The organism is Thiomonas sp. DCM-2 (genome assembly GCF_056820905.1).
In genome coordinates this window covers 1281253-1298533 of record NZ_CM165962.1, presented here as the reverse complement: position 1 = coordinate 1298533, position 17281 = coordinate 1281253, and the positions used below count along the sequence as shown (strand labels likewise).

The following is a 17281-nucleotide window of genomic DNA, read 5'->3' as shown; positions in this document are numbered from 1 at the left end:
GTGGCTCAGGCGCGTTCGAGTTCGGTACGCAGCGCGCGGTATTCGTCGAGCGCCTCAGGGTTGGCCAATGCCGCGACGTTCTTCACCGGCTCGCCGTGGATCAGATTGCGCACCGCGATTTCGACGATCTTGTTGCTCTTGGTGCGCGGAATGTCGTGCACCTGCACCACGCGTGCAGGCACATGGCGCGGCGTGGTGTTGCTGCGGATCTGGCGCTTGATGGTCTCGATCAGCGCGTCGTCGAGCACCAGCCCGTCGCGCAGCCGCACGAACAGCACCACGCGCACATCCCCAATTGCCCCGGGCGGCCAATTCTGCCCGATGACCAGCGATTCCAGCACGGCGTCGATGCGTTCGACCTGTCGATAGATCTCCGCGGTGCCGATGCGCACGCCTCCAGGGTTCAGCGTGGCGTCGGAACGGCCGAAAATGATGTAGCCCCCGTGCGACGTGCGGGCGATGAAATCGCCATGCCACCAGACGTTCGGGAATTGCGCGAAGTAGCTCTCGAAATACTTCTGCGCGCCGCGCTCCAGGCTGCCGTCCACCAGAAAACCCAGCGGCATCGACGGAAAGGGCTTGGTGCAGACCAGTTCGCCCTTCTCGCCGTCGGGCAAGGGCTTGCCGTCGTCGTCCGCGACGATCACCGCCATGCCCAGTGCGCAAGCCTGCAGTTCTCCGCGCCAGACCGGGTTCATCGGCGAGCCGACGATGAAGCAGGCCACCAGATCGGTTCCGCCGGACATGGAACTCAGGCAGACGTCGGGCTTGACCTTGTCGTACACATAGTCGAAGCCCTCGGGCGCCAGCGGCGACCCGGTGGACATGATGGTGCGCAGACTGGCGAGCTGGTGCGTTCGCCTGGGTTCGAGTCCCGACTTGCCCAGCGCCTCGATGAACTTGGCCGAGGTGCCCAGATGCGTGAAGCGCACGGCGTCGGCGTAGTCGAACAGAATGGCGTTGTCGCGCAGACCCGGCGAGCCGTCGTACAGGCAGACCGTCGCCCCCTGGCTGAGGGCGGACATGAGCCAGTTCCACATCATCCAGCCACAGGTGGTGAAAAAGAACACCCGGTCATCGGCGTGAATGTCCACCTGCAGTCGCAATTCGGCAAGATGCTTGAGCAATACCCCGCCTGCACGGTGGACGATGCATTTTGGCGCGCCCGTCGTGCCGCTCGAATAGAGGATGTAGACCGGATGATCGAAGGGCAGCGAGAGGAATTGCACCGTCTGCGGTGCAAAGGGCAGCAGCGCGTCTTCCCAAGTCTGCGCACCGGGAATGGCCGCGATATCGGGCACCTGCCCCAAGGCCTGCGCCACATAGGGCACGATCACAGTCCGTATCACCGAGGGCAGTTGCCCAACTAGTGCGGCGAGCTTGTCGAGGTTGGAAAAGGTCTTGCCGTTGTAGAAATAGCCGTCGCACGCAATGAGCACCTTGGGCTGGGTCTGGCCGAAACGGTCGAGCACGCCCTGCGTGCCGAAATCGGGCGAGGCCGAGGTAAAGGTGGCGCCGATACTCGTGGCCGCGAGCATCGCGATCACGGTCTCGGGCAGATTGGGCATGTAGGCCGCCACCCGGTCGCCGGGCATCACGCCCCAACTGCGCAAGGCCTGCTGCAGGCGCGAGACTTCGGCGTGCAGTTGGCGCCAGCTCACACTGCGCCGCACCCGGTCTTCACCCCAGAAATGCAGCGCGATGGCGTCGTCATTGCGGCGCAGCAGGTTCTGCGCGAAATTGAGTTGCGCGTCCGGGAAGAAACGCGCGCCGGGCATGCGGTCTGCGTCGATCAGGACCCGCTCGCCCTTGTGCTGCGCGATCACGCCAGAGGTCTCCCAGACGGCGTCCCAGAACTTCGCCTGCTCGGCCACAGACCAGTCGAGCAACGCCTGGTAATCCTGCAACTGCAGACCATGCCGAGCGTTGACCCAGAGGCGGAAAGATTCGATGTGCGACGCGGCAATGCGCTGCGGCGACGCACGCCACAAGGGGTGGGCTGGCGCGGGTTCGGACATGATGTTCTCCGGCGAATGTCAGGTGTTTGTCGAAGTCGAGGCCTGTGTCAGCAGCGCGCGCAGCATGTCGGGCAGAGGGACGCTTTTTCGCTGCGGAAAGTCCACCCAGACCACGCGCGAGCCGCCGCTGGCGTAAATGGTGTCAGGGTCATCGGTGCGGCTGAGCAGGGTGTAGGTATCGAAACTGGTGCGTCCCACGCCTGCGGTGTAGAGCCGCGCGAGCACCTCGCCGGGAAAACTCAGCTCGGTCTGGAAGTTGCAGAACGCGTTGACGATCACCGGCCCCAGTCCCTTGGGGTTGGCGGGCACTCCGGCGGCCAGCATCCACTCCAGGCGGATGATTTCCATGTAGCGGAAATAGAGGGTGTTGTTCACATGGCCCATCACGTCCATGTCGCCCCAGCGAATGGGCATGGTCATGGTGTAGACCAGATTTTTTTGTTCAGGGATGTCGAACCGCATGATGCTGCCCTTCAGATGCCGAAGCCGTCGTCAGCGGTGACGATGGCGCCGTTGATCAGACCACTCTGCCCGCTGGCGAGCAGAACGAGCAGCCCGTCAAGGTCTTGCGGTTTGCCCAGACGCTTGCGCGGCAGCATCTGCATCAGGCGCTGGCCCGATTCAGTCTGCCAGTGATGGTGATTCATCTCGGTGTCGATATAGCCGGGGCAGATGGCATTGACATTGATGCCGTACTTGCCCCACTCCACCGCCATGGCCCGCGTCATGTGAATGACCGAGGCCTTGCTCATCGCATAGACCCCGAGCTTGGGCATGACACGCAGCCCGGCAACCGATGCGATGTTGATGATCCGCCCGCCGGCCCAGGTGCCCGGCGTGACGCCGAGCGATCGCGCCACCATGCGGCGAGCAACCTCCTGCGCCACGAAAAACGCGCCGCGCACATTGGTGCCGAACACCTCGTCGAAATCGTCGCTCGTCACGTCCAGCAGTTTTTGCTGCAGTGACACCCCAGCGTTGTTCACCAGAATGTCGATCGGCCCCATCTCGGTTTCCGCGTGTGCAACCGCAGCCTTGATGCTGGCCGGGTCGTTGACATCGAGTTCCACCACATGCGCGTCGCCGCCCTGTCCTTCGATGCGGGCACGCAGTTCCTTGAGCCGCTCCATGCGGCGCCCGCTGAGCACCACGGCCGCGCCGGCCTGCGCCAGCACTTCGGCAAAGCGCCAGCCCAGACCGCTGGAGGCGCCTGTGACCAGGGCGACGCGCCCGGAGAGTTCGATCGAATACGTCATTGTGTGTCCTTGTAGGTGGCGCGCAGAGGCCGGGCTCCTGCTCCCCAGACCTGCGCGAATGCCACAATGGTAGAGCGATGCCGTCTTGCCCTAAGTCTGCGGTGAAACAATCCGGCTCGCGCCATCCACGACGTCCACGACGAGAGTCCCGTACATGCACCAGCGACAGTCCAGCCTGCTCCATCGCTACCTGCACTGGGAACAGGCGCTCACCATTTCGGCCAACCGGCTGAGCAGGCAGGCGTGGGTGCGCCGCCTGTTTACCCTGATCAGCCGACTGGGCAACGGTTGGGGCTGGGCGGCCATTCTTTTTGCGTTGTTGATGCAGGGCGGGCGGGAGGCGGTCCTGCCCATCTTCTGGATGCTGGTGACAACCGTCATCGGCATCGCTCTGTACGGGTCGATCAAGCGGCTGGCGGCCCGCCCCAGACCGAGCGAGCACTGTCACCGGATCATGGTCAGCGAACCACCGCTCGACCAGTTCAGCTTTCCCTCCGGTCACACCCTGCACGCGGTGAATTTCACGCTGCAGATCCTGTTTTTTGCCCCCGTTCTTGGGTGGATCGCCGTGCCGTTCGCGCTGCTCATCGCGGCTTCACGCCTGATTCTTGGGCTGCACTATCTGTCGGACGTGGTGGTTGGCGCCGTGCTGGGCATGCTGCTGGCCACATTTGCACTGGCCTTGCAAATCACCGTGATGTGAGAATGTGAAAGGCCATCGCCCCATCTTTGCCGATAATGGCGACATGTCCGAACGCATCATTCCCATCGTCGATCATCTTTACGCCGCCAGCGTGCCCGAGGTCCCCGCGCACGCTGCCGATGCGCAAGGGCAGCCAACGGATCGCCTGCACCGCCCGCTGCACGACCTGCGGATCTCGGTGACCGATCGCTGCAACTTCCGCTGCACTTACTGCATGCCGAAGGAGATTTTCGACAAGCACTACGAATTTCTGCAGCATGCCGATCTGCTGAGTTTCGAGGAAATCACCCGCGCCGCGCGGGTGTTCATCGATCTGGGTGTGCGCAAAATCCGGCTGACCGGCGGCGAGCCGCTGCTGCGCAAGCACCTGGAGCGCCTGGTGGAAATGCTGCACGGGCTGCGCACGCTGGACGGCACCCCGCCCGAACTCACCCTGACCACGAACGGTTCCATCCTGGCGCGCAAGGCACAGCAACTCAAGGACGCGGGACTGGACCGCGTCACCGTGAGCCTGGACGCGCTGGACGACACGGCCTTTCGACGGATGAATGATGTGGACTTTCCCGTGGCCGACGTGCTGCACGGCATCGACGCGGCAATCGCCGCAGGACTTGCGCCGGTCAAGGTCAACATGGTGGTCAAGCGCGGCACCAACGATGCGCAAATCCTGCCAATGGCCGAGCATTTCCGCGGGACGGGGGTGGTGCTGCGCTTCATCGAATACATGGACGTGGGCAACACCAACGGCTGGCGCATGGACGAGGTTCTGCCCTCGCAGCAGGTGATCGACCGCATCCATGCGCTGCACCCGCTGCACCCGCTGGAGCCGCACAGCGCAGGCGAGACCGCGCAGCGCTGGGCCTATGACGACGGCGCGGGCGAGATCGGCGTGATCTCCAGCGTCACGCGCGCGTTCTGCGCCAGCTGCAACCGCGCCCGGCTGTCGATGGAGGGCAAGCTCTACCTCTGCCTGTTCGCCTCTCACGGCCATGACCTGCGCGCGCTGCTGCGCGGCGATCCACGCACCGGCCTGGCGCCGGTCAGCGACGCCGAGCTGCGCGCCGCGCTGGCGCAGGTCTGGACACAGCGCGACGACCGCTACTCGCTGCTGCGCGGCACCGCGGCCGGCCAGTCGCTGCGCAACGAGCGCAAGGTCGAGATGTCGTATATCGGCGGCTGAACGCGATGTGCGGCATCGCCGGGCGGCTGAACTGGAACGCACCGATCGACCCGGCGCAGCTCGCCGCGATGATCGCGCAACTGCAGCACCGCGGCCCCGACGAGCAGGGCTTGCACACCCAAGGGCCGATCGGCCTGGCGCACGCCCGCCTGAGCATCATCGACCTGTCCAGCGGCACTCAGCCGATGACCAACGAAGACGGCACGGTCTGGGTCACGTTCAACGGCGAAATCTTCAATTACCTCGAACTGCGTGCCGATCTGCTGCGGCGCGGCCATCGCTTTTCCACCCAGTCCGACACCGAGGTGCTGGTGCATCTCTATGAGGAGCATGGCGACGCGCTGGTCGAGCAGCTCAACGGCCAGTTCGCCTTTGCGCTGTGGGACAGCGTGCGCCAGCGCCTGCTGCTGGCGCGCGACCGCACCGGCATCCGCCCGCTGTTCCATGCGCGTGTGCCCGGCGGTCTGGCGTTCGCGTCGGAAATCAAGGCGCTGCTGGCTCTGCCCGAAGTGCCGCGCCGCATCGACGCCCGCGCGCTGGGCGAGGTGTTCACGTATTGGGCGCCGCTGCCGCCGCATGCGGTGTTCGAGGGCATCGAGTCGCTGCCGCCCGGCCATGTGATGACGGTCGATGCGCAGGGCACCCGCCTGCGCCGCTACTGGGACTGGACCTTTCCCCCGGCGCCGATCGCAGCCGACCGCAGCGCCGACGCCTACGCCGAGGAACTGCGCGATCTGCTGATCGATGCGGTGCGGCTGCAACTGCGCGCCGACGTGCCGGTGGCGGCATATCTCAGCGGCGGGCTGGACTCATCCATCGTCACCACGCTGATCCGCCACTACACCGACACCCCGCTGCACACCTTTTCGCTGACCTTCGACGACGCCGAGTTCGACGAAAGCGCCTGGCAGCAGCAGCTGGTGCAGCATCTGCACACCGAACACACCACAGTGCACTGCACCCGCGCCGACATCGCCGCGGCCTTTCCCCGCGCCATCGCGCACACCGAAACCCCCATCGTTCGCACCGCCCCAGCGCCGATGATGCTGCTGGCCGACGGCGTGCGCGCTGCGGGCTACAAGGTGGCGCTCACCGGCGAGGGCGCCGACGAGGTGTTCGGCGGCTACGACATTTTCAAGGAGGGCCGCGTGCGCCGCTTCATCGCGCGCCAGCCCGACTCGCGCTGCAGGCCGCGTCTGCTCGAGCGACTCTACCCCTATCTCAAACACTCCCCGGCGGCGGGCCGGGCGATGACCGAGCGTTTTTTCCGCGAAGGCGAGGCACGGTTTCGCGCGCCCGGATTCGCCCACCTGCCGCGCTGGACCACCACCCGGCGCATCACCGCGTTCCTGTCGCCCGAGCTGCGCGCTGCCGCCACCATGTTCGACCCGGTCGATGCCCTGCACCTGCCTGCCGAGCTGTCGCGCTGGGAGCCGCTGAACCAGGATCAGTACATCGAGGCGCACACCCTGATGTCGGGGTATCTGCTGTGTTCGCAGGGCGACCGCATGGCCATGGCCGCATCCATCGAGACGCGGTTTCCGTTTCTCGATCACCGGCTGATCGCCTTTGCCAGCCGCCTGCCGCCGCGCTACAAGCTCATGGGTCTGGTTGAAAAGTACCTGCTCAAGCGCAGCATGGACGGCCTGCTGCCCGACGCCCTGCGCCACCGCACCAAGCAGCCCTACCGCGCGCCAGACAGCCAGAGCTTCTTCCACGACGGCGAGCCGGTCGACTATGTGGCCGAGCTGTTCAGCGCGGCGCGGCTGAAGGAAGCCGGGTATTTCGACGTGCCGGCCGCCATCCGCCTGTTCGACAAGGCGCGCGCCGGAAAAGTCATCGGATTTGGTGACAATATGGCGTTTGTCGGCATGCTCTCCACCCTGCTGCTGCACGACCAGTTCATCCGGCGTTGAACGCCATCACTTTCGTCCACCATGACCGCTGCCGCGTCCAGTTATGCAGCCCTGCCCGCCGATCTGAGCACCGATCGCAGCACCATCGTGTCGCTCTGGGCCAGCAATCTGGGGCATCCAGAGCGCCGCCAGGACAAGTTCGACTGGTTTTACCTGCGCAATCCGGCTGGGGCACCCCATGTCCTGCTCGCCCACTCTCCTGCCGAGCACGGCGTGCCGATTGGCGTCATCGGCCTGGGCACGCGACACATGCGGCTGGCTGGGCAACCCATCGATGCCGGCTTGCTGGCAGACTTTGGCGTGGTTGCAGAACACCGCACCCTGTATCCGGCCATGCTGCTGCAGACCTCCTTGCGCGACCGGTTTCTGCCCCAACTCGGACTGATCTATGGCTTCCCAAACCCCAAATCCGAGCCCGTGGTCAAGCGACTCGGCTATGCGGTGGCCGGGCCGATGGTGCGTTATGTGCGCGTGCTGCGCAGCGCCAATTACCTGCCGGCACGACTGCCCCGCTTCATGCGTCACACCCTGGGAGGAACTGCCGACTGGTTGCGGCACACCTTGCGCCGCACGCAATACGCGCACGACTTCAGCGGCATGTTCGCCCAGTGGATGGATCAGCCAGACGCCCGGTTCGACGCCCTGTGGAAAGCCCAGGCGGGCCAGGCCCTGTTGATCGGCGTGCGCGACCGTCGTTACCTGGCCTGGCGCTTCGAACAAAAACCCTGGAAGAAATTTCGCTTCCTGACCATGAACTCCCGGACGCACGGCCTCATCGCGTACGCCGCCACCGAAGTCATCGGCCCTGTGCTGCACATCCGCGATCTGTTGTGCCACCCCGACCACCCGAACAGCCTGGGCCTACTGCTTGATACCCTGTTCCGCGACGCCCACAGCGATGGCCGCGCCAGCGTGTCATTTGAATTTCTTGGCCCCGCCCACACGCAGCAGACCCTGCGGAGCCTGGGCATGGTGGCACGCGGGCAACGCAATGTGATGTTCACCTCGTCGGGCCCCAAGGCCGACGCCATTCGCCAGACCCCGTGGTACCTCACCAGCGCAGACGAAGACTATTAGCGCATGCCTGAACTGGCCGCGCTGTTTCAGTCTGCTGTACAGAAATACGTCAGACCGGACAGCGGCCTGTGATTTTGGCGGAAGCGGTGAGATTCGAACTCACGAACGGTTGCCCGTTGCCGGTTTTCAAGACCGGTGCAATCGACCACTCTGCCACGCTTCCGGTGCATGGTCCGGATTGCGGACCAAACCGACATTCTAAACCGCCATGCTGCTTCATTCGGGCAGGAAACTCTCCAGCACGTCGTTGAGCATGTCGAATCCGATAGGGGTTGTTTGCAGTGCGGCTGGGTCACGGATCAGCAGGCCCTTGTCCTGCATGGTCTGCAGCGGCTTGGCGATCGCGGAGGGTGCAAGCCCGGTGCGTTCGGCAAAGAGCGTTGCCGGCACGCCCTCGCGCAAGCGCAGGGCGTTGAGCATGAACTCGAAGGGCAGGTCACGCCGCGCGACTTCGTGTTCGGTTTCTGCCGCCGCGCCCTGCATGGCCTGGTCCATGTAGCGCTGCGGGTGACGCCAGCGGGTTTGCCGCACGATGCGGTGGGCAAAGCTGATCTTGGAGTGCGCTCCTGCCCCGATGCCCAGGTAGTCGCCGAATTGCCAGTAGTTCAGATTGTGGCGGCAACGATGGCCAGGAAGGGCATAAGCCGAGACTTCGTATCGCTGCAGTCCAGCGGCCTGCGCCCGGCTGGCGACCGCCTGCTGCATGTCGGCGCTCAGGTCCGCGTCGGGCAATGGGGGCGGTTGCGTGGCGAACAGCGTATTGGGTTCGAGCGTCAACTGGTAGAGCGACAGGTGCGGCGGCTGATGCGCCAGCGCGGCCTGCAGATCGGCTTCGCAGGCGGCCATGTCCTGCTGCGGCAGGGCGAACATGAGATCGAGGTTGAACGTGGGGAAGTGTTGTGCCGCTTCGTCCACCGCCTCGTGCGCCTGCTGCGCATCGTGCACCCGGCCCAGCGCCTTCAGGCGGGCATCATCGAAGCTCTGCACGCCGATCGACAGGCGATTGACCCCGGCCTGCGCGAACGCGGCAAACCGGTCGCGCTCGAAGGTGCCGGGGTTGGCTTCCAGGGTGATTTCGACATCGGGCACGAGTGGCAGCCGTGCCCGGATATCCGCCAGCAGTTGATCAATCGCATCGGGGGAAAACAGGCTGGGTGTGCCCCCTCCGATGAAAACGGAGATGACCCGCCGTCCCCAGATCAGCGGCAGGGCCGCGTCGAGATCGGCGCGCAGCGCGGCGAGATAGGCCTGCTCCGGAATCGCGCCGCCAGCGCGCCATTCATGCGAGTTGAAATCGCAATAGGGACATTTTTTGAGGCACCACGGCAAGTGCACATACAGGCTCAACGGCGGCAGCGCGGTGAGCTGCAGGGTGCCGGGGCGCATGTAGTGCGGCAGAGCCTGTGCAGAATGCGCGAGCACCGCATGGCCGTCTGGTGGTCCGGGCGGAGCGCTCGGCGTGATGGGGATGCGCCTGGAGGTCACGTCGCAAAGCAGGCCGTCATGCGGAGTGTCAGACCGCTGCGTTCCGCCCCCAGACATCCTGCAGCAGCGGCAGCAGCCTGCGCATGGCCTGTGCGCGATGGCTGATGCGGTTTTTCTCCTGCGCGTCGCACTGGGCGAGCGTGCGGCCATCGCTCAGGACGAACAGCGGGTCGTAGCCGAAGCCACCCTGCCCCAGTGGCGCCCGGCCGATCTGGCCGATCAACTCACCCTGGGCGATCAGGGGTTCGGGATCGGCCGCATGCCGCAAGGCCACGATCACGCTGACAAAACGCGCGGCCCGGCTGGATGCATCGCCCAATTGCTGCAGCAGCAAGGCGTTGTTGGCCGCGTCCTGTTGTGGACGCGACGCGCCGCTCAGCGGGGCAAAGCGTGCAGACCGCACGCCGGGAAGTCCGCCCAGTGCATCGACGCACAGCCCGGAGTCGTCGGCCAGCGCGGGCAGGCCGGTGTGAAAGCTGGCATGACGCGCCTTGGCCAGCGCGTTTTCGATGAACGTGGGATGCGGCTCGTCGGCCTCTTCAAGATGGAATTCGCTTTGTGCGCGAACCTGCCACCCCAGTGGAGACAGCAGAACGGACAGCTCGGCCAACTTGCCTGGATTGCCCGAGGCGAGAACGATCTGCCTTGCGAATGCAGCCTGACCTGCCATGCTCACAGTCCGAGCGCTGCGCGCTGCAGGGCAACCAGTTCGGCAATGCCCTGCTGCGCCAGATCGACCAGCCCGTCGAGCTGCGCGCGGGTGAACGGCGCGCCTTCGGCGGTTCCCTGCACCTCGATGAGCGCGCCGCTGGCAGTTCCGACCACGTTCATGTCGGTATCGCACTGGCTGTCTTCGGCGTAATCGAGGTCGAGACGAAATTCGTCTGCAATCAGACCGACAGACACCGCGGCCACCAGTTGTCGCATCGGCTGCTGCGCCACGCGCCCTGCGTCGATCAGCCATTGGCAGGCGTCCCAGGCGGCCACTGCCGCACCGGTGATCGCAGCGGTACGCGTACCGCCATCGGCCTGCAGCACATCACAGTCCAGGGTGATCTGGCGCTCGCCCAGCGCGGAAAAATCGAACACCGCGCGCAGCGAGCGCCCGATGAGCCGCTGAATCTCCTCGGTTCGGCCCTGCTGCTTGCCGCGCTTGGCCTCCCGCTCAGAGCGGGTGTGGGTGGCTCGCGGCAGCATGCCGTATTCCGCCGTCACCCAGCCCTGGCCGGTGCCGCGCCGGTGCGGCGGCACGCGCTCTTCGACAGAGGCGGTGCACAGCACCCGGGTGTGGCCGAAGGCAACGAGCACAGAGCCCTCGGCATGACGGGTGAAATGGCGGTCGATGGTGATGGCGCGCAGGACACGGGGCCCGCGTCCTTCACGCACAGCAGGCGTGTTTTGCATGGTGTCGTGTGAGTTATTTGCGCCCCGCGCTCTGGCGGATGGCGGCATTGATTTCGGCGATCGAGCGCTCGATGGTGGCGTCGTCCATTTCATCCACCTGCAGGTCACCCAGTTCGCTCTGGATGGTGGATGTGAACCCGCCCTTTTGCATGGATTCGGTTTCGATGCGCAGCGAGGTTTCCAGTTCCTCGGGATCGGCCTCCCACTCCACGCCCAGCGCAGTGACGTTGTCCGAGTCTGCCCCGCCCTGGCGCAGGGCCATCTCGACCACTTCCGGAACCGCGTCGGACAGCACCTGCTGGCCGAACTGGCGCACCAGCACCGACTCGGGAATCTGCCCCCAGAGTCCGTCGGAACACAGCAGCACAATGTCGCCCCGCCGCATGGCCTGCGGCAAGCCCACCTCGATCATCGGCAACTGGCTGGAACCCAGGCAGGTGAACAGCATGTTGCGTGTCGGCCCGTCGGGCTGCAGCAGTGCAAGACCGTGGATCTGGTCTTTCTTGTGCTGCTGCTCCACGTGCGAGTGGTCGCGGGTGCGAGTCAGCATGGCGCCGTTGCGGATGAAATACAGCCGTGAGTCACCGACATGCGCCCAGTGTGCCGCACCGTTCTGCAACACGCAGACCACCACGGTGGTCCGCGGCGAATCGGCGAGTTTCTGCTCATGGGCGTAGCGCTGAATCTGCTCATGCGCACGGAAGATGGAGCGCCGCAGAAACTCCTGCGGGTCGCGCAGGGTTGGGCGCGCCTCCTGCTGAAAAATATTGGCAATGGTCTGCAGCGCGAGGCGTGCCGCCACGTCGCCGCGCGGGTGACCGCCCAGCCCGTCAGCCAGGGCAAACAAGGCACTTTCACGCGTATAGCAATACCCCATGCGGTCCTGATTGCTCGCACGCGCACCGCGACGGCTGACCTGGTAGACAGAAAACTTCAATTCCGCTCCCTGGCGGCTGGTTTGCCCTGTTCAGGCGAAGGGCCTGGCACGGCTTGAACAGGTGCACCGAACCGGGTGACATCGCGCACTTTCTGCACCTGCGATTTGGTGTCATTGACCAACTCGTCGATGTGCAGCCGCAATTTCTCGCCCATGGTCAGATTGGTGTAGCGGCGCGCACTTTCCGCGCCGAGTTCGCGCTGCAGATTGAACACGCTCTGCGGCCGCGCCATGGCGTCGAGCGACATGCACCACTCCACGATTTCGATCAAGTTGTCGGAATACACCCCGCGCAACTTGGACAACTGGGCCTGCAGCCGGTCTTTCTCCAGCCGTTGCGGCGCTTCGTACGGCGGGTAGCCGGTCATGCAGGCGTAAATGCAGGCGCCCACGGCATAAATGTCGGTCCACGGGCCGAACGCCCCCTCGCGCTTGTACATCTCGGGCGCGGCAAACCCTGGCGTGTACATCGGGCGAAAGCGCTTGTCCTGCTGATTGAGCACCTCGCGCGCCGCGCCGAAGTCGATCAGGATGGGCTTGTTGTCGTCGGTGATGAAAATATTGGCCGGCTTGATGTCCAGGTGCAGCATCTTGTGCTGATGCACCACGCGAAGACCCTGGAGAATGTCGTCGAACAGCGAGCGGATGGTCGATTCGCGAAAAATCTTCTTGCGCTTGAGTTCGCGTGCGGTGATGACGAACTCCTGGAGGGACGCCCCTTCCAGGTAATTCATCACCATGTAGACGGTATCGTTTTCGCGGAAAAAATTCAGCACGCTGACCACGCTTGGATGCGAGATCTGCGCCAGCGACCGACCTTCCTCGAAAAAACTCTTCAGGCCCAGGCGATACAGCGCCAGCTTGTCCGGCGGCACGACCGGGCTCGCCTCTCCCGGACCACGCTCCACCAGTGAAGCCGGCAGATATTCCTTGACAGCGACACGCTGACCGTCCGGACTCAGCGCGAGATACACCACGCCGAAACCGCCGCTGGCCACCTTGCGCACGATGCGATACCCGCCCACCTGCGATTCCGGCGCAAGCGGTGCGGGTTTGGATTTGTGCGTAGTGGCCATGAAGACGAAGGCTAGCAGCCAGCGATTGAATCGAGTGTGGAAAAATGCACGCAAAGGGGATGCGTGTGAAGCCAATTTATAGCATGACTGGCTACGGCCAAAAGAGTGTGCAACTGCCCAGCGGCGCGAAGATCCACATCGAGTTGCGCTCGGTCAACAGCCGATTTCTCGACATTGCATTCCGCCTGCCCGAAGAATTGCGCAGCAGCGAGGCCGCCATGCGGCAGGCGCTCACCCAGGGACTGCGGCGCGGGAAAATCGACTGCCGCGCGGTGTTCGAGGCGCCGCAGAGCACACCCGCGCTGCCCGATGCCGCCGCAGCGGCACCCCTGCTCGCGGCGGAGTCCGCTCTGCGCGCCATCGCGCCGCATCTCACGCCGCTGTCGGTGGGCGAGGTGCTGCGCTTCATCGGCAGCGCGCAGGAAGCGCATCTCGACGCCGCAGAAATCGCAGTGGCCGCCCAGAACGCGCTGGAACAGGCCCTGGCCGTGCTCATCGAGGCGCGCGCACTCGAAGGAGACCGCCTGCGTACCCTGCTGCTGGATCGCATCGGGCAGATCGCCCAGCATGCTGCGCGCGCCCGCGACATCGTTCCTCTCGCCGTGGAGCGGCAGCAGGCGCGGTTCACCGCCCGCTGGGAAGACGCGCTGCGCGCACTGACTGGCGTGGAGACCAGCGCCGAGACACTGAACGACCGTCGCCTGCAGGAGGCCGCCAGCTTTGCCATCCGCATCGACGTCGCCGAGGAACTCGACCGCCTGCAGGCGCACCTGCAGACCCTGCGCGAGTTGCTCATGCAGGGCGGGGAACTCGGCAAGCGGCTGGATTTTCTGATCCAGGAATTGCACCGGGAGGCCAACACGCTGGGGTCCAAGTCTGCCGCACTCGAACTCAGCGAAATCTCGCTCGAACTCAAGGTCCTGATCGAGCAGATGCGCGAACAGGTTCAGAACATCGAATAAGGCAAGGTTCAACGTGTCTGCCAATTTCCCCGGAAACCTGTTTGTGGTCGCTGCCCCCAGCGGGGCCGGCAAATCCAGTCTGGTCAATGCCCTGCTTGCGCAGGACAGCGGCATCCAGCTCTCGGTCTCGTGCACCACGCGTGCGCCACGCGGCGCCGAGGTCGATGGCGTGCACTATGTGTTCATCGACGGCCCGGAATTCCAGCGCCGCATCGCGGCCGGCGAATTTCTCGAATGGGCGGAAGTGCATGGCAACCTCTACGGCACCTCCAGGCGCTGGCTGGAACAACGCATGACCGACGGCATGGACGTGCTGCTGGAAATCGACTGGCAAGGTGCCGCGCAGGTCCGGCAGCAGTTCGACAACGCCGTGAGCATTTTCATTCTGCCGCCGTCGTTCGAGGAACTGCGCCAGCGCCTCACCCGCCGTGCCGAGGACTCGCCAGAAGCCATCGAGCAGCGCCTGCGCGAAGCGCGCATCGAACTGGCGCAGGCGAAGAACTTCGACTTTATAATTGTGAATCAAGACTTTACGACCGCCCTGAACGACCTCAAGCAAGTCGTCGCGGCGCAACGGCTACGCTACGCAGCGCAACGCCTTTCCCATCCCGAGGTTTTTCGCGCCCTCGGCATTCTTTGAACTGGAACTCTGACATCATGGCTCGCATCACCGTTGAAGACTGTCTGGAAAAAATCCCCAATCGTTTCCAGCTCGTGCTGGCCGCGTCCTATCGCGCCCGCATGCTGGAACAGGGCCATTCGCCCAAGATCGAAACAAAGGACAAGCCGGCCGTCACCGCCCTGCGGGAAATCGCTGCGGGTCTGGTCGGAATTGAAATGCTGAAAAAAGTGCCGACCTGATCCGAACATGCCCAACAGCCCCGCCGCCACGCCAGGCCCGAAGTCTTCGGTCTCCGGTTCGGCTGTGCCTGCGGTGGTCCAACCAAGAGTCAAACGCGCGCGCGCTGCCGCCGCATCGGCAACAGTGGGCAGACCAGCTGCAGAACCTGAGCCTTCAGCCAGCAGCGCGGCCACCAGCGGCGTGGCAGCGCGGCACAACACGGTCAGCCTGGCCAGCCTGCTTGAAAAGCTGCAGGTTTACCTGCCGGAAAATGATCTGCAGAAAATCCGCGAGGCCTATCGTTTCGCGGACGCGGCACATCTTGGTCAGTACCGCGCCAGTGGCGAGCCGTACATCTCGCATCCGGTGGCTGTGGCCGAGCTGTGCGCCGACTGGAAGCTCGATACCCAGGCCATCATGGCCGCGCTGCTGCACGACACGGCGGAAGACAAAGGCATCACCCAGGCGGAATTGATCGAGCATTTCGGCACCACCGTGGCCGATCTGGTGGACGGCCTGACCAAGCTCGACAAGCTGCAGTTTTCCAACCGCGAAGAGAACCAGTCGGAGAGCTTTCGCAAAATGCTGCTGGCGATGGCGCGCGACATTCGTGTCATCCTCGTCAAACTGGCTGACCGTCTGCACAACATGCGCACCCTGGGCGCAATGGCGGCGAGCAAGCGGATCCGCATCTCCCGCGAGACGATGGACATCTACGCGCCCATCGCCCACCGTCTGGGTCTGAACCTGGTGTACCGGGAACTGCAGGATCTGGGCTTTGCCAACAGCCACCCGAGCCGCTACACCGTGCTGTCGCGTGCGGTGCAGGCGGCGCGCGGAAACCGGCACGGGCTGGTGGAAAAAATTCTCGCTGCAGCGCAGACCGCGCTGGCCGAGGCGCATGTGCAGGCGCAACTCTCGGGGCGCGAAAAGACGCTCTATTCGATTTACCGCAAGATGCGCACCAAGCATCTGAGCTTTGCGCACATTCAGGACATCTTCGGCTTTCGCGTGCTGGTGCCTGACGTGCTCGACTGCTACCGGGCCCTGGGTGTGCTGCATGGTCTGTACAAGCCCATGCCGGGCAAGTTCGAGGACTACATCGCCATTCCCAAGGCCAATGGCTATCAGTCGCTGCACACCACCCTCATCGGCCCGAACGGAAACCCCATCGAATTCCAGATCCGTACAGAAGCCATGCACCGCATCGCGGAAAGCGGCGTGGCGGCGCACTGGCTTTACAAGACGGCGGAGGACAAGCCCGCACCGCAACAGATGCAGGCCAACGCCTGGCTGCAATCGCTGCTCGACATCCAGACCGAGACGCGCGACTGGGCCGACTTCCTTGAAACCGTCAAGGTCGATCTGGCGCCGGATGCGGTGTATGTGTTCACCCCCAAGTCGCGCATTCTGGCGCTGCCGCGCGGCGCCACACCGGTGGACTTTGCCTACGCCATCCACACCAATCTGGGCGACCAGACGGTGGCCGCCAAGGTGAACAACGCGCTGGTTCCACTGCGTACCGAACTGCGCAGTGGCGACGTGGTGGAAATCATCACCGCACCGGCATCGCGTCCCAACCCGAACTGGTTGAGCTTTGTGCGCACGGGCCGGGCACGCTCCAAGATTCGCCACGCGCTGCGCACCACGCAGCAGGCCGAGTCGATCGAGCTGGGCCGCCGCCTGCTGCAGAGCGCTCTGCGGCATGAACACCTTGAGCTGGCCACCCTCGACCCTGCCGTGTGGGACAAATTGCTGCGCTGGACCGGCTTCAAGTCGCGCGAGGATCTGTTCGCCGACATCGGCCTGGGCAAGCGCGTGGCAGACATTCTGGCCAAGCGTGTGGTGGCACTCGCGTCGCCACAGGACGCCTTGTCGGCTCCGCTGCTCGACACCATCGAGCGCCTGGCAAGCCGGGCCGACGCCGATGCCCAATCTGTGCTGCAGCTCGACGGCAGCGAGGGTGCTTCGGTGCGTTACGCCACCTGCTGCCGCCCGATCCCTGGCGATGCGGTCATCGGCTATCTCGGCAAGGGCGAAGGGCTGATCGTGCATCAGCAGGATTGCGACGTTGCGCGGCGCCTGTTCCAGAAAGACCCGGATCGCTGGATCGATCTGAACTGGGCTGCAGAGTGCACGCGCTCGTTTGAAACCGGCCTGAGCGTGATCGTGGAAAACTCCAAGGGCGTGCTCGCCCGCGTGGCCGCGGCCATCAGCGAGCATGACAGCGACATCGCCCACATCACCATGGACGAAGACATGCAGCAGGCCACCACCGAACTGCGCTTCGTGGTGCAGGTGCGCGACCGCAAGCATCTGGCCGACGTGCTGCGGGCGCTGCGCCGCCTCAAGTTCGTGGTGCGCGCCAGCCGGGCCCGCAACCGCAACCCGTCCAGCGGCCCATCCAGCAACTGATCGCCACCGGC

Annotated in this window: 16 protein-coding genes and 1 tRNA gene; 8 read left to right on the top strand and 9 right to left on the bottom strand. The window is 64.6% G+C overall.

Going from position 1 to position 17281, the window contains the following annotated elements; genetic code table 11:
• Nucleotides 1-5: 5 nt before the first annotated feature.
• Genes AC1ZQA_RS06240 through AC1ZQA_RS06230 form a run of 3 tightly spaced genes read right to left on the bottom strand, consistent with a single transcriptional unit; the run spans nt 6 to nt 3274 of the window.
• On the bottom strand, nt 6-2018 hold the full coding sequence (locus AC1ZQA_RS06240; protein WP_482678949.1) for an acetoacetate--CoA ligase: 2013 nt from the start codon (nt 2016-2018) through the stop codon (nt 6-8).
• Nucleotides 2019-2036: 18 nt separating this feature from the next.
• Entirely contained in the window at nt 2037-2480 is a 444-nt protein-coding gene (locus AC1ZQA_RS06235) for an acyl-CoA thioesterase (RefSeq protein ID WP_482678948.1), read from the bottom strand.
• 11 nt (nt 2481-2491) lie between these two features.
• Entirely contained in the window at nt 2492-3274 is a 783-nt protein-coding gene (locus tag AC1ZQA_RS06230) for an SDR family oxidoreductase (RefSeq protein ID WP_482678947.1), read from the bottom strand.
• Nucleotides 3275-3428: 154 nt separating this feature from the next.
• Between AC1ZQA_RS06230 and AC1ZQA_RS06225 the strand changes: the two genes are divergently transcribed.
• Genes AC1ZQA_RS06225 through AC1ZQA_RS06210 form a run of 4 tightly spaced genes read left to right on the top strand, consistent with a single transcriptional unit; the run spans nt 3429 to nt 8150 of the window.
• Nucleotides 3429-3977 (top strand): phosphatase PAP2 family protein, encoded by a 549-nt coding sequence (locus AC1ZQA_RS06225; RefSeq protein WP_482678946.1) that lies wholly within the window; start codon nt 3429-3431, stop codon nt 3975-3977.
• 43 nt (nt 3978-4020) lie between these two features.
• The gene (gene moaA, locus AC1ZQA_RS06220) at nt 4021-5157 is read left to right on the top strand and encodes a GTP 3',8-cyclase MoaA (protein WP_482678945.1); all 1137 of its coding nucleotides are present in this window, start codon (nt 4021-4023) and stop codon (nt 5155-5157) included.
• 5 nt (nt 5158-5162) lie between these two features.
• Nucleotides 5163-7073, top strand: a complete 1911-nt coding sequence (asnB, locus tag AC1ZQA_RS06215; protein ID WP_482678944.1) for an asparagine synthase (glutamine-hydrolyzing) — start codon at nt 5163-5165, stop codon at nt 7071-7073.
• 21 nt (nt 7074-7094) lie between these two features.
• Nucleotides 7095-8150, top strand: a complete 1056-nt coding sequence (locus AC1ZQA_RS06210) for a GNAT family N-acetyltransferase (protein WP_482678943.1) — start codon at nt 7095-7097, stop codon at nt 8148-8150.
• A 75-nt stretch (nt 8151-8225) separates the two neighbouring features.
• Here the strand turns inward: AC1ZQA_RS06210 and AC1ZQA_RS06205 are convergent.
• The 6 genes from AC1ZQA_RS06205 to AC1ZQA_RS06180 form a co-directional block, all read right to left on the bottom strand.
• A tRNA-Ser gene (locus tag AC1ZQA_RS06205) sits at nt 8226-8313 on the bottom strand.
• Nucleotides 8314-8366: 53 nt separating this feature from the next.
• Complete coding sequence (hemW, locus tag AC1ZQA_RS06200) at nt 8367-9536, bottom strand: radical SAM family heme chaperone HemW (protein WP_482679281.1); 1170 nt, start codon at nt 9534-9536, stop codon at nt 8367-8369.
• A 127-nt stretch (nt 9537-9663) separates the two neighbouring features.
• Nucleotides 9664-10305: an RdgB/HAM1 family non-canonical purine NTP pyrophosphatase gene (gene rdgB, locus AC1ZQA_RS06195; RefSeq protein WP_482678942.1), complete on the bottom strand. Its 642-nt coding sequence runs from the start codon at nt 10303-10305 to the stop codon at nt 9664-9666.
• A gap of 2 nt (nt 10306-10307) precedes the next feature.
• Nucleotides 10308-11039, bottom strand: coding sequence for a ribonuclease PH (rph, locus tag AC1ZQA_RS06190; RefSeq protein ID WP_482678941.1), 732 nt, complete (start codon nt 11037-11039; stop codon nt 10308-10310).
• Nucleotides 11040-11052: 13 nt separating this feature from the next.
• Nucleotides 11053-11976 carry a PP2C family protein-serine/threonine phosphatase gene (locus AC1ZQA_RS06185; RefSeq protein ID WP_482678940.1) on the bottom strand — a complete coding sequence of 308 codons (924 nt, stop codon included), beginning with the start codon at nt 11974-11976 and terminating at the stop codon, nt 11053-11055.
• On the bottom strand, nt 11973-13052 hold the full coding sequence (locus AC1ZQA_RS06180) for a serine/threonine protein kinase (RefSeq protein WP_482678939.1): 1080 nt from the start codon (nt 13050-13052) through the stop codon (nt 11973-11975). The genes AC1ZQA_RS06185 and AC1ZQA_RS06180 overlap by 4 nt, the downstream gene beginning before the upstream one ends.
• An 83-nt stretch (nt 13053-13135) precedes the next feature.
• Here AC1ZQA_RS06180 and AC1ZQA_RS06175 point away from each other — a divergent pair, with 83 nt between their 5' ends.
• From AC1ZQA_RS06175 to AC1ZQA_RS06160, 4 genes are read left to right on the top strand one after another with little or no spacing between them, the layout of a single operon-like run.
• The gene (locus AC1ZQA_RS06175; protein ID WP_482678938.1) at nt 13136-14014 is read left to right on the top strand and encodes a YicC/YloC family endoribonuclease; all 879 of its coding nucleotides are present in this window, start codon (nt 13136-13138) and stop codon (nt 14012-14014) included.
• Between the two features lie 13 nt (nt 14015-14027).
• A complete protein-coding gene (gene gmk, locus AC1ZQA_RS06170; protein ID WP_482678937.1) occupies nt 14028-14654 on the top strand; it encodes a guanylate kinase in 627 nt (208 codons plus the stop codon).
• A 17-nt stretch (nt 14655-14671) separates the two neighbouring features.
• Entirely contained in the window at nt 14672-14875 is a 204-nt protein-coding gene (gene rpoZ, locus AC1ZQA_RS06165) for a DNA-directed RNA polymerase subunit omega (protein ID WP_482678936.1), read from the top strand.
• 7 nt (nt 14876-14882) lie between these two features.
• Entirely contained in the window at nt 14883-17270 is a 2388-nt protein-coding gene (locus AC1ZQA_RS06160; RefSeq protein WP_482678935.1) for a RelA/SpoT family protein, read from the top strand.
• The last annotated feature ends 11 nt before the right edge of the window (nt 17271-17281 follow it).